This is a genomic window from Arthrobacter sp. sptzw32 (genome assembly GCF_059089735.1).
Genome location: NZ_JBNHEZ010000001.1, coordinates 581,496 through 594,320 on the forward strand (window position 1 = coordinate 581,496; position 12,825 = coordinate 594,320).

The window sequence follows — 12,825 nt, forward strand, 5'->3', positions numbered from 1 at the left end:
ACCGAGTAGAAAAGGACGGGTGAAATATGAATCAGCTGATCATCTCAGCCGCCACTGAGGGCGAAGTTAACCCCCTGATGCCCAACCTCTGGGAAATGGGCGTTACCCTGGTGGGCTTTGCCATCCTCATGTTCATCGTGGTCAAGTTCGTTGTCCCGATGTTTGAGAAGACCTTCGCCGAGCGTGCCGAGGCTATCGAAGGCGGCATTGCAAAGGCTGAAAAGGCCCAGGCTGAGGCGTCTGCTGCACTCGAAGAGTACAAGCAGCAGCTGACCGACGCCCGCGCCGAAGCCAACCGCATCCGTGAGGAAGCCCGGGCCGAAGGTGCCCAGATCCTCGCGGATCTCAAGGAAAAGGCAGCAGCAGAGTCTGCCCGCATCACGGCCCAGGCCCACACCCAGATCGAATCCGAGCGCCAGGCGGCCGTTGTGTCCCTGCGTTCGGAGGTGGGCACTTTGGCCACCACCCTGGCTGGCCGCATCGTTGGCGAATCGCTGAACGACGACCAGCGTGCAGCACGGGTAGTGGACCGCTTCCTGGCAGATCTGGAGACCCAGAACGCAGGTGCAGCTAAGTAATGGCAGGCGTATCGAGCGAATCGCTGGCAACAGGGCTGGCCATGTTGGAAGCCAAGCTTCCGACGGCGTCACTGCAGCTGGCAAAGGAACTCTTCGGAATTCTGGGAATGGTGGACAGCTCGGCTGGCTTGCGCCGCGCCCTGACTGACCCGTCCCGCAACGGTGACGAAAAGTCGGCGCTGGTCAGGCAGCTGGTTGGCGGGAAAGTCTCCGCTGATGCTGCAGAGATCGCGGGCGGACTGGCCGGCTCACGCTGGGCAACTGCCCGGGATATCGGCGATGCACTCGAGACTCTTGCCGCAACGGTGGTTATTTCCGTTGCTGAAAACAAGTCGGCCGTTTCTGCCTCCGGAATCTCTGGTCTGGAAGAGCTGGAGAACGATCTGTTCTCCTTCAACCAGGCCGTTGCCTCCAACCACGAGGTACAACGTGCTCTGTCCGAACCACAGGCCAGCGCTGCAGCCAAGGCTGCCCTCGCCGAGAAGCTGGTTCCCGGTGTGAGTGAGGAAGCAAAGGTCCTCATCACACAGGCAGTTACCCAGCCCCGCGGCATCAAGCCCACCCGGCTGGTGGAACGGTTCGCCGAACTGGCGGCCAAGCGGCAGCAGCGCTGGATTGCAACGGTCAGCGTGACCCGCCCCCTGACACCGATGCAGCTTGCACGCCTCCAGGCGGGCCTGAATGCAATGTACGGGCGGGAACTGAAGGTCAACGTCAACGTTGATCCGTCACTTATTGGCGGCATCCGCGTCCAGGTCGGTGACGAAGTGCTCGATGCTTCGGTCATCACCCGCCTTGGCGAGCTGCAACGCCAGCTGGCCGGCTAGCCGGACAAGCACAACAACACTGATAGAAACCCCGGTCATCGCAACGGTGATCACAAAAACAGGAGAGCAGGGACTGCAGATGGCCGAATTGACCATCAACGCCGACGACGTCCGTAATGCGCTGAACGAGTTCGCGGCGTCCTACGAACCCGGAAACGCAGAGCGCGTAGAGGTCGGCCGCGTAACCACCGCTAGTGACGGCATCGCCCGTGTTGAGGGCCTTCCCTCGGTCATGGCGAACGAGCTGCTGCGCTTCGAGGACGGCACCCTGGGCCTCGCCCAGAACCTTGACGTCCGCGAAATCGGCGTCATCATCCTCGGCGACTTCACCGGCATCGAAGAAGGCCAGGAAGTCCACCGCACCGGACAGGTTCTGTCCGTACCCGTGGGCGACGCCTTCCTCGGCCGCGTGGTCGATCCGCTGGGCGTGCCCATCGACGACCTCGGCGAGATCAAGGCCGAGACCACCCGCGCACTGGAGCTCCAGGCTCCCGGCGTAACGCAGCGCAAGTCGGTGCACGAGCCGATGCAGACCGGACTCAAGGCCATCGACGCCATGATTCCGATCGGCCGCGGCCAGCGCCAGCTCATCATTGGTGACCGCCAGACCGGCAAGTCCGCCATTGCGATTGACACCATCATCAACCAGAAGGCCAACTGGGCTTCGGGCGATGTGACCAAGCAGGTCCGCTGCATCTACGTGGCAATCGGCCAGAAGGCGTCAACCATTGCCGCCATCCGTCAGACCCTCGAGGACAACGGCGCACTGGAGTACACCACCATCGTGGCCTCTCCCGCTTCGGACCCCGCAGGCTTCAAGTACCTTGCACCGTACGCCGGCTCGGCCATCGGCCAGCACTGGATGTACGGCGGCAAGCACGTCCTCATCGTGTTCGATGACCTGTCCAAGCAGGCTGAGGCCTACCGTGCAGTGTCGCTGCTGCTCCGCCGTCCGCCGGGACGCGAAGCCTACCCGGGTGACGTGTTCTACTTGCACTCCCGCCTGCTGGAGCGTTGTGCAAAGCTCTCCGATGAGCTGGGCGCAGGGTCCATGACCGGCCTGCCGTTGATCGAGACCAAGGCGAACGACGTTTCGGCCTACATCCCGACTAACGTCATCTCCATCACCGACGGCCAGATCTTCCTGCAGTCGGACCTCTTCAACGCCAACCAGCGTCCTGCTGTTGATGTTGGTGTGTCCGTGTCCCGCGTGGGCGGCGCCGCACAGGTGAAGTCCATGAAGAAGGTCTCCGGTACGTTGAAGCTGGACCTCGCCCAGTACCGCGACATGCAGGCATTCGCCATGTTCGCCTCGGACCTGGACGCCGCTTCACGCCAGCAGCTCACCCGTGGCGCCCGCCTGATGGAACTGCTCAAGCAGGGCCAGTACTCGCCGTTCCCGGTCGAGAACCAGGTCGTCTCCATCTGGGCAGGCACCAACGGCTACCTCGATGACGTTCCGGTTGAGGACATCAACCGCTTCGAGTCGGAGTTCCTGGAGCACCTCACTCACAAGTCCTCCATCCTCACCACGCTGGCGCAGACCAACGTGCTGGACGATGACACCGCGGCAGCGCTGAAGTCCGCCATCGTGGCCTTCAAAAAAGGCTTCTTCGGCGAGGGTGACAACCACTTGGTAGGCGCCGGCCACGAGGAGCACAGCGCTATCTCCGAGGGCGATGTCGACCAGGAAAAAATCGTCAAGCAGAAGCGCTAATTCCACTGGCCGGGTGTGCCGGACCTCCAGGGTCCGGCACACCCGGTCTACGGAATGTTAGGAAAGGATAAGTATGGGAGCCCAGATTCGGGTCTACCGCCAGAAGATCAGCTCGACCACGTCGATGCGCAAGATCTTCAAGGCGATGGAACTGATCGCTACCTCGCGCATCGGCAAGGCCCGTGCGCGCGTAGCAGCTTCACTGCCTTACGCGAACGCGATCACGCGCGCCGTTTCTGCTGTCGCCAGCCAAAGCGAAATCGACCACCCGCTGACCACCGAGCCGGAGCAGATCCGCCGCGCCGCCGTCCTGGTAATCACCTCGGACCGTGGCCTGGCTGGTTCCTACTCGGCAAGCGTGCTGAAGCAGGTGGAGGGTCTCAACGAGCTGCTCCACGCTGAAGGCAAGGAAGTCAAGACGTACCTCGTCGGACGCAAGGCGCAGGCCTACTTTGAGTTCCGGAACCGTGAATACTCACGGGTCTGGACCGGAGGCACCGACGCACCCGAGTTCACTACCGCGCGCGAAGTCGGCGAAGCACTGCTGGCCGATTTCGCAACCGACTACGAAGAGGGCGGCGTGGATGAAATCCACGTGGTGTACACCCGCTTCAAGTCCATGGTCACCCAGGAGCCAACTGTCATCCGCCTGCTTCCCCTGGAAGTTGTGGAAGAGCAGGCGGCTTCAGAAACGGACCTGTTGCCGCTGTACGAGTTCGAGCCGGAAACCGAGAGTGTTCTTGACGCTCTGCTGCCGCGCTACATCGAGTCACGCATCTTCGCGGCCATGCTGCAGGCAGCAGCCTCGGAGCTCGCTGCCCGACAGCGTGCCATGAAGTCCGCAGGCGACAACGCCACGGACCTCATCAAGAAGTACACGCGTCTGCGCAACACGGCCCGCCAGGCTGAAATTACGCAGGAGCTGTCCGAGATCGTTGCCGGCGCCGACGCCCTCGCGTCCTAGCCTGCACGGCCCCGCGTTCAGCTGGACCTGCACCACCACAGATAAACTTAAATCCACGCCATCTACTGAGTGAAGTGAGAGAGATGACTGCCACTGCTACCGAACACGTAGCCGCAACGTCCGGTGCCACCGGCCGTATTGCGCGCGTAATCGGCCCGGTTGTCGACGTCGAATTCCCGGCTGACGCAATCCCGTCCATCTACAACGCCCTGACTACCGAGATCACCCTCAACGGTGTCACCAAAACCATCACGTTCGAGACCTCCCAGCACTTGGGCGACAACCTCGTGCGCGCCATCTCCCTCCAGGCCACCGACGGACTTGTCCGCGGCACGTCCGTGGTGGACAGCGGTGCCCCGATTTCCGTTCCGGTTGGCGACGGCGTCAAGGGCCACATCTTCAATGTCCTGGGCCAGCCCCTGGACGTCGCCGAGTCGGAACTGCAGATCAGCGAACGCTGGCCTATCCACCGCAAGGCTCCGAGCTTCGCCTCGCTTGAAGGTTCCACCGAGATGCTCGAAACGGGCATCAAGGTCATCGACCTTCTCACCCCCTACATCAAGGGTGGAAAAATTGGCCTGTTCGGCGGCGCCGGCGTGGGCAAGACCGTTCTGATTCAGGAAATGATCACCCGTGTTGCCCGTAACTTCGGTGGTACCTCGGTATTCGCCGGTGTTGGCGAGCGTACGCGTGAGGGCAACGACCTCTGGGTCGAAATGGAAGAGGCAGGCGTCCTCAAGGACACCGCCCTTGTGTTCGGCCAGATGGATGAGCCGCCGGGAACGCGCCTGCGCGTAGCCCTATCCGCCCTGACCATGGCGGAGTACTTCCGCGATGTGCAGAACCAGGACGTGCTGCTTTTCATCGACAACATCTTCCGGTTCACCCAGGCGGGTTCCGAGGTTTCCACCCTCCTCGGCCGCATGCCTTCGGCTGTGGGCTACCAGCCCAACCTGGCAGATGAGATGGGCCTCCTGCAGGAGCGCATCACCTCCACCAAGGGCCACTCCATCACCTCGATGCAGGCCATCTACGTTCCCGCAGATGACTACACCGACCCGGCTCCGGCCACGACCTTCGCACACCTCGACGCGACCACGGAACTCTCCCGTGAAATCGCTTCCCGTGGTCTGTACCCGGCCGTTGACCCGCTGACGTCGACCTCCCGCATCCTGGATCCCCAGTACATCGGCAAGGACCACTACACCACGGCTGTCCGGGTGAAGCAGATCCTGCAGAAGAACAAGGAACTCCAGGACATCATCGCCATCCTCGGTGTCGACGAACTCTCCGAAGAGGACAAGATCGTCGTGTCGCGTGCACGCCGCATCCAGCAGTTCCTCTCGCAGAACACCTACACGGCCAAGCAGTTCACCGGTGTTGAAGGCTCCACGGTTTCCATCAAGGACACCGTTGAGGGCTTCACGGCCATCTGCGACGGCGAGCTGGACCACATCGCGGAGCAGGCGTTCTTCAACGTCGGCGGCCTCGATGACGTTGAGCGCCAGTGGGCCAAGATCCAGGAACAGACCAAGTAATATGGCTGAGCTTGAGGTTGAGATTGTCGCAGCGGACCACTTCGTGTGGTCCGGAGCGGCCAGGATGGTCAAGGCCCGCACCAGCGATGGTGAAATCGGAATCCTGCCCGGCCACTCGCCCCTGCTGGCGATCCTGGCCGAAGGTGAACTGGCCATCCAGCCGGTGTCCGGTGACCGTATTGCCGTAGATGTGGACGGCGGATTCTTTTCCGTTGACAACAACCGCGTGGTTATTGTTGCCGACAACGCCCACCTGGGCGGCTCGGCTACCGCTGGGATCCGCTAGCACCACCTTGATGGACGCCCCTGGTTTTTCGTTCATCGCCATGGCAGTCGTGTTTGGACTGCTGATATTCGCACTGTGCCTTTCGGGGGTGCGCCGCTTCAACCTGCGGCGTGCCCTCGGCACGGTGGACGCCTCCATTTGCATGGCTGGAAACAGCTGGCAGATGGGGGTTTGTCGTTATCAGGACAACGACCTCGAGTGGTTCAGGCTGCTCTCGTTGAGTGTCCGCCCCAAGCATAAGTTCAAGCGTCATTCGCTTGAACTGCTGGGCCGCCGCAAGCCCACGGAAGCCGAGGCCGTCAAGGTCCAGCCCGACGTCGTCATTGTCGAATTGCGGTACGAAGGGCAGGACCTTCGCCTTGCCATGAAGTTCGACGCCTACGCAGGCCTGTCGTCCTGGCTGGAGGCCGGACCGGTCATCGGCGTGGGCACCTGGCGCTAGCCGGCGTGGACTGGTTCTTCGACCTCAGGCTCACCGAGGGCCCGGTATATTGGGTGTCCCTCATCCTGGGACTGGCTGGCGCGGCATATCTTTTGGCACGGCCGTCCCGCCTGCCTGCGAAGCGGTGGATCCTTCGTGCCATCGCCGCCGCTGCTGTTGCCTTCGCGCTGGTGGCCGGCGTTCACTGGGCCCTTATCAACGTCTTCTCCGTGTTCCCGGACAACATACCGGATCCGGTCCTGCTCTGGGTGGTGCCCGGTGTCGCCGCCGTGATCCTCTTTCTGCTGCGGCTGCCACGGAGCAGCTGGCGCCGCCGTGCCACAGGCCTGGCGGCAGTGCTCCTGGTGGCGGCCCTTGCATCCGTCCAAATCAACGCCTACTACGGCCTCCACCGCACGGTGAGCGATTTGTTCGGCACTGCGGTGGCCAGGATCCCTGCCCTCGAACCTGGGCTGATGCGCCAGTCCGGCGAGGCCGACGGCGTTCCCCTCCACACGTGGGCACCCCAGGGTGAACTGCCCGAGGGGGGAGCGCTGCGCAAGTCCGCCATCCCCGGCACCCTCTCCGGTATGAGTCCGCGCGAAGCCTACATCTACCTGCCCCCCGCCTATTCCACCGCAAACCGTCCCGCCCTTCCGGTGCTCGTCCTGGTTGCAGGGCAGCCGGGTGGCCCCGCCGATTGGCTCACCGGAGGTACCCTGCAGGCGCACATGGACTCCTTCGCTGAGTCCCACGGCGGCGTCGCCCCCGTGGTTGTAGTGCCCGACCCGAACGGGTCCCAGTCCGCCAACACCATGTGCATGGACAGCCGCATTGCCAAGGCTGATACGTACCTCTCGCGGGATGTGCCGGACTGGATCAGTTCCACCCTGGCGGTGGACACCAACCACGAGCACTGGGCCATCGGCGGATTTTCCTTCGGCGGCACCTGCGCCCTGCAAATGGGAACCCGGCACCCTGAACTGTTTCCGTCCGTGCTGTCCTTCTCAGGCGAAGCGGAGCCGGCCATCGCCAAGGAGCGGCAAAAGACCATAGACGCCGCCTTTCCGGGTGATCCGGCTGCGTTTGAACGGCAGACGCCCCTTGCCATCATGAAAGAGCGCCGCTTCGAGACTAGCGCCGTGTATTTGACCGCTGGACAGAACGACCCCGAATTCGTGACGTACCTCCGTACTGTGGCTGCCGCCGCCCGGGACGCTGGCTTCACGGTCCGGGCCCACGAGGTGGAAAACACCGGACACTCCTGGGATACATCGTCCAGGCGGATAGCCGATGCATTGGAGTTCCTGGCCGAGAGGTGGGGACTGCAGCAGTGAGTTCGGGACAGCAGGTCCGCACAGCGTCACTGGCGTGGGCAACAGTGGGACGCCCTGCCCGGGACCGGGGCATCGCCGCACTGAAATCCATGCCGTTCTCCGTGGCCGTGCTTGCGGTGTTCCTCACCACCGGCGCCGTGACCGGAAGCTACCTGGCCGGGCCCCCGGAACAGTTGCTGGACGTGGCGGGAGTGAGCGGGCCGGGGCTGCGCGCGGGCAACTGGTGGTCCTTGTTCACCAGCCTCTTTTTCGCCACCAACCCGGTGGCCTATGTGGCCGCGTTCCTGATGATCCTGCTCCTGCTGGGGCTTGCAGAACGGCGGATGGGTACGCCGGCGGCGGCCATAATCTTTTTTGGCGGCCAGTTCGCCGCTGTGACGCTGTTCCTGCTGCTCACCCAGCTGGCCGGCTACGTGGGCGACGGATGGCTCGACCGGATGGCTGATGACATCCTGATCGGGCCCTACCCGGCAGTCCTGACGGCGGCACTCGCGGCGAGCGGAAGGCTCCCCGTCCTCTGGCAGCGCCGGCTGCGCACCGGCGTGCTGTCCATCTCGCTCCTGCTGGTGCTCTACGTGGGGCATGCAGAAACGGTGATCGGGCTGCTTGGCGCCGTCCTGGGGCTCCTGGCCGGCTGGTGGATCCAGGGCGACCACGGCCACCTGCACCGGCACCGCTCCACCGGCCGGGAAACCCGTAACCTCCTGGCACTGACCGTTGCCGTCTTCGCAGTGGGCCCTATCCTCACAGGGATTGCGCGGGCTCCCACCGGACCGCTGGCGCTCCTGCGTGACGTCGTGCTGAACCCTATGCCCACCCTCAGCCAGCTCGCCTTCAACTGCGGCGCCACAGTGGAAGCAGAATGCATTGAAGCCGGCAGGGCAGGTTTCGCCGGACCCTTCGGCCTTGCGCTGGCAGTAGTTCCGGTGGTCCTGCTGCTGATCTGCGCGGACGGCATGCGCCGCGGCCGGCGGCTTGCCCTGAATATGGCGCTCGCCATCCAGCTGGCCGTGACCGGGCTGGCGGCCGTCTACCTGGCGCTGTTCGCCCTGGTTCCATCCCGTCTTCACGGGCCTTCCGCCCCGCCTATGGGTTCCGCCTTTGCCCACGTGCTGCCGCTGGTGGGGGTGCCCCTGCTGCTGTCGTTACTCCTGTGGGTCAACCGGCGGCAGTTCCGCGTCCAGACCCTTCCCTCCGCCCGCCGGAAGCTGGCCCTGGTGGTGGGCGGAACGTGGCTTCTCCTTGCCAGTACCTATGCGGCCGCCTGGTTCTGGGCCGGCGGTCTAACGCGCGACGGCGGGCTGCTGGGATTGTTCGCCGAGCTCGCCCGGCAGTATGTCCCGGTTCCCATCCCGCAGCATTACCACCGGGTTTTCGCTGACCGGAACAGCGTGGAGGCCGTCCTTTTCGCTTACTCCGGTCCGGTGTTCTGGGTGGTGGCGCTGGCCGCGGTGTGGTGGGCACTGCTGGGCGGACACCATGGGAACGACTCCGGGCGGCAGGACCGCATCAGGGCACGGAACCTGCTTCATCAGGGCGGGGGACCACTGTCCTGGATGGCGCTCTGGGAACCCAACCAGTACTGGTTCAGCCCTGACGGCCACGGTGCGGTGGCTTTCCAGCGGCACGGCAGCGTGGCCCTCACACTGGGCGGAGCCTTTGGTCCGCGGCAGTGGCAGAAGGACGTCACGGCGGGGTTTTTGGCCCACTGCAGCCGTCAGGCGCTGGTCCCCGCGCTTTACTCCTGCGACGATGCTTTCTGGCCCATGCTCCAGGAGCGCGGTTTTTCGCGGGTCGCCGTGGCCCAGGAGACGCGGCTGGCGGTCCGGGAACTCGAATTCAAAGGCAAGGAATGGCAGAACGTCCGGACGGCGCTGAACCGCGCGGCAAAGCTGGGAGTGAAAGCTGTCTGGGGGTCCTATGAGTCGTTGCCTGCAGCGCTTCGCTCCCGGCTGAGTGAGGTCTCGGAGGAGTGGGCGGCCGGAAAGACCGTCCCGGAGATGGGTTTCACCCTTGGCGGCATTGATGAACTTGATGACCCGGAGGTCCTGTGCTGCCTTGCCGTTGACGAGGACGGCACGGTCCACGGGGTCACCAGCTGGTTGCCGGTTTACGATGGCGGGAGGCTGGTCAGCCGGACCCTTGACGTCATGCGCCGGGGAAGCGGGGGATTTCCGGGGGTGATGGAATTCCTTATCGCCTCCGCGGTGCTCGAGCTGCGCGGTTCGGTGGAGGTCATTTCCCTCTCGGGTTCGCCGCTGGCGAGCATCCCTGGAACAGCGGATGATCCAGCCGCGGAAAGCGGCGCTGATAATCTGGTCCGGATTCTCGATCTGGTTGGACACGCGTTGGAACCGGTTTACGGATTCCGGTCCCTGGCAGCATTCAAATCAAGGTTCAAACCGGAGTACCGCGCCCTTTACCTGTATTATCAGGACCCGCTGCACTTACCCGCTATTGGCCGCGCATTAACGCGTGCCTACCTCCCGGGGCTTTCCCTTCCGCAGGGTGCGCGCCTGGTGCGCAAATTGGTGAAGTGAACTCATCCTGTTACCACCAACAAAGCGGGTCGCCACTTAACAGGGTTAACCTATGAGGCAGCACCAACCATCCCGGTAATCAACAAAATGATCCCCGGCACAATTGCCGGGGATCATTTTTCGCTGCCGGCTGCCCTTAGCGGCCGGACGGCGGGACTAGACCAGTGTTACGCCGGTAGCCTGGGGGCCCTTGGCGCCCTGACCGATCTCGAACTGAACACGCTGGTTCTCGTCGAGGGTCTTGAAGCCACCGGTCTGGATCTCCGAGTAGTGCACGAAGACATCACCCTCGGAGTCATCCGGGGTGATGAAGCCGAAGCCCTTTTCAGCGTTGAACCACTTGACGGTTCCCTGTGCCATTTATTTCTCCTCAGTATGGAACTTGTTTAAGATCGGCACACCTCGTACCGGCCTTGGTCACTCCGTGAGAAGAATCCTGGATTGCCCGTCCGCAAAAGGAACCGGCGCTGCAGGAGCTTCGCACTCGCAACATGTCTTGCGAGCATGAAAAACACCTACACAAAGACTGAGATAAGAATTTCACGCTGCCCAGCGGAGGTCAACGGTTTGGGCAGGAAAACAAACAAAATTTGGGTGAAAAGAAGGTAAAAAGACCTCTCGGTAACTGACAGGACGCAAATGAGGCACACGGCAGGCGGCGGTAAAGCGGCCGCTAAAAGAGCCTCGATTCGCTGTCGTCCACGCCACGCATGGCGTCGTAATCCAGGGTGACGCAGTCAATGCCGCGGTCGTTCGCGAGGACCTTCGCCTGCGGCTTGATTTGCTGTGCTGCGAAAATCCCGCGGACCGGGGCGAGCAACGGATCGCGGTTGAGCAGCTCAAGATACCGGGTAAGCTGCTCCACGCCGTCGATGTCACCCCGCCGTTTGAGCTCAATGGCCACGGTGCCGCCACCCGAGTCGCGCGCCAGGATGTCCACCGGCCCGATAGCCGTAAAGTACTCGCGGCGGATCAGGGAGTAGCCCTCGCCAAGAGTTTCGATCTGTTCCGCAAGCAACCGCTGCAGATCCGCCTCCACGCCGTCCTTGATCAAGCCGGGATCCACTCCGAGGTCATGGGAGGAATCACTGAGTTTTTCGTGGATGTTGATAATCAGCCGGTCGTCGGTCTTGGCCGACTGTACGGTCCACTGTTCTATGACACCCAGTTCCAGGTCCACGTCTTCGGGGGAAGAGACGCGGAGCGTTGCCGGCGGGCTCATCCAGTTCAGGGGCTTGTAGGAGCCGCCGTCCGAGTGGACCAGGACAGAGCCGTCAGCCTTGACCAGCAGCAGCCGGGTGGCAAGGGGGAGATGGGCTTTGAGCCGGCCAACGTAATCAACGGAGCATCGGGCTATGACAAGTTGCACGCCGTACAGACTACCGGCTGGGGCAGAATGGATGCATGCCGCGTTCCAACCGACCCCGCCGCCCCGTGTCCGGGAAACCAGGTGCCGCTGCAGGCAGGGCGGGCGGAAAGAAGGGAAGCAGCCAGGTCCCGGAACTGGACCTGGAACGTGCCCGGGCCGGCATCGCGCGGCGGGAGAGCGCTCCCGACGGCGAGTGGATGGTCCGCACGATGACGGCCAGGAACGCTGAGAAGACGTATATCTGCCCCGAGTGTTCCACCGCGGTCCTGCCTGGAGTTGCCCACCTTGTGGTCTGGAAGGATGACCACCTTTTTGGTGCTGCTGCGGGGTTGGCGGAACGCCGCCACTGGCACACCAACTGCTGGATGACCCGCAGCTACCGCTACCGGTAAGGTCCGGGGCGCTGCTGTCGCTAAGCTGGCAGGCATGACTTTTGATCCGGCGTCGTATGAATTCAGCCAGTCCACCGGTCCCACACCCATCCGTGCTTCAACAGTCCTGCCGGCCAGGCGCGAAAACGTGGAGCTTGAGACGGCGGACGGCCACACCCTGGTGGGTGAACTGGCGCTGCCGGAGTCCGGACCGGTCAAGGCCACGCTCATCACCCTTCACCCGCTGCCCACCCACGGCGGGTTCATGGACTCACACGTCTACCGCAAGGCCTCCTACCGGCTGCCCGCGTTGGCCGGCATCGCGGTGCTGCGGTTCAACACCCGCGGCACTGAGTCCCCGCGGGGCACCAGCACCGGTGCCTTCGAGGAAGGTATCGGCGAGCGGCATGACGTGGAGGCCGCCGTCCGCTTCGCCGTCGAACGGGGCCTGCCCAACCGGTGGCTTGTGGGCTGGTCCTTTGGCACCGAACTGGCCCTGATGTACGGGGCTGCAGAGCCGGTTGCTTCACAGATTGAGGGTGCTGTGCTGCTGTCCCCGCCGCTGCACCGGGCGCAGGACGCGCACCTGCTGGAGTGGGCACAGTCCGGAAAACCGCTCAAGGTGCTGGTGCCTGAGCATGATGATTATCTGCAGCCTGATGCCGCCGCCGGCCGCTTCAGCCTGGTGCCCCAGGCGCGCGTTGTGGGGGTCAAGGGCGCCAAACACCTGTGGGTGGGGGAGAAGTACGCAGCCCGCGTGCTGAACGAAATAGTAGAAGAAGTTACTGCCTCCGGCAGTGGCGGCACCGGCCTGCCGCAGGAATGGGACGGCCCGGCTGCCAGCGCCCCGGCCTAGGTGCAGGGATTCCGTTGCTGA

13 protein-coding genes are annotated in these 12,825 nt (G+C 63.5%); 11 read left to right on the top strand and 2 right to left on the bottom strand.

What is annotated here, in order from left to right; all coding sequences use genetic code 11:
• Positions 1-26: 26 nt before the first annotated feature.
• The 9 genes from AC5RVN_RS02815 to AC5RVN_RS02855 all read left to right on the top strand — a co-directional run bounded on the left by AC5RVN_RS02815 (position 27) and on the right by AC5RVN_RS02855 (position 10,208).
• Complete coding sequence (locus tag AC5RVN_RS02815; protein ID WP_494040048.1) at positions 27-578, top strand: F0F1 ATP synthase subunit B; 552 nt, start codon at positions 27-29, stop codon at positions 576-578.
• A complete protein-coding gene (locus AC5RVN_RS02820) occupies positions 578-1,405 on the top strand; it encodes a F0F1 ATP synthase subunit delta (protein ID WP_494137034.1) in 828 nt (275 codons plus the stop codon). Before AC5RVN_RS02815 ends, AC5RVN_RS02820 begins: the two co-directional genes overlap by 1 nt.
• Positions 1,406-1,484: 79 nt before the next feature.
• On the top strand, positions 1,485-3,122 hold the full coding sequence (gene atpA, locus AC5RVN_RS02825) for a F0F1 ATP synthase subunit alpha (protein WP_494040046.1): 1,638 nt from the start codon (positions 1,485-1,487) through the stop codon (positions 3,120-3,122).
• A gap of 73 nt (positions 3,123-3,195) precedes the next feature.
• Positions 3,196-4,086: a F0F1 ATP synthase subunit gamma gene (locus tag AC5RVN_RS02830; RefSeq protein WP_494137035.1), complete on the top strand. Its 891-nt coding sequence runs from the start codon at positions 3,196-3,198 to the stop codon at positions 4,084-4,086.
• Between the two features lie 83 nt (positions 4,087-4,169).
• Complete coding sequence (gene atpD, locus AC5RVN_RS02835) at positions 4,170-5,624, top strand: F0F1 ATP synthase subunit beta (protein ID WP_494040044.1); 1,455 nt, start codon at positions 4,170-4,172, stop codon at positions 5,622-5,624.
• A gap of 1 nt (position 5,625) precedes the next feature.
• Entirely contained in the window at positions 5,626-5,910 is a 285-nt protein-coding gene (locus AC5RVN_RS02840; protein WP_494040043.1) for a F0F1 ATP synthase subunit epsilon, read from the top strand.
• Between the two features lie 10 nt (positions 5,911-5,920).
• The gene (locus AC5RVN_RS02845) at positions 5,921-6,352 is read left to right on the top strand and encodes a DUF2550 domain-containing protein (RefSeq protein ID WP_494040042.1); all 432 of its coding nucleotides are present in this window, start codon (positions 5,921-5,923) and stop codon (positions 6,350-6,352) included.
• 5 nt (positions 6,353-6,357) lie between these two features.
• A complete protein-coding gene (locus AC5RVN_RS02850; protein WP_494137036.1) occupies positions 6,358-7,668 on the top strand; it encodes an alpha/beta hydrolase in 1,311 nt (436 codons plus the stop codon).
• Positions 7,665-10,208: a bifunctional lysylphosphatidylglycerol flippase/synthetase MprF gene (locus AC5RVN_RS02855; RefSeq protein WP_494137037.1), complete on the top strand. Its 2,544-nt coding sequence runs from the start codon at positions 7,665-7,667 to the stop codon at positions 10,206-10,208. Before AC5RVN_RS02850 ends, AC5RVN_RS02855 begins: the two co-directional genes overlap by 4 nt.
• Positions 10,209-10,364: 156 nt before the next feature.
• On the opposite strand, the gene AC5RVN_RS02860 is transcribed toward AC5RVN_RS02855, so the two are convergent.
• Entirely contained in the window at positions 10,365-10,568 is a 204-nt protein-coding gene (locus tag AC5RVN_RS02860) for a cold-shock protein (protein ID WP_494137038.1), read from the bottom strand.
• Between the two features lie 313 nt (positions 10,569-10,881).
• Positions 10,882-11,577, bottom strand: coding sequence for an endonuclease NucS (gene nucS / locus AC5RVN_RS02865; RefSeq protein ID WP_494040039.1), 696 nt, complete (start codon positions 11,575-11,577; stop codon positions 10,882-10,884).
• Between the two features lie 35 nt (positions 11,578-11,612).
• On the opposite strand from nucS, the gene AC5RVN_RS02870 reads away from it, so the two are divergent.
• Together AC5RVN_RS02870 and AC5RVN_RS02875 are read left to right on the top strand one after the other, a co-directional pair.
• Entirely contained in the window at positions 11,613-11,969 is a 357-nt protein-coding gene (locus tag AC5RVN_RS02870; protein ID WP_494040038.1) for an Rv1322 family protein, read from the top strand.
• 34 nt (positions 11,970-12,003) lie between these two features.
• A complete protein-coding gene (locus AC5RVN_RS02875; protein WP_494040037.1) occupies positions 12,004-12,804 on the top strand; it encodes an alpha/beta hydrolase in 801 nt (266 codons plus the stop codon).
• Positions 12,805-12,825 lie beyond the last annotated feature (21 nt).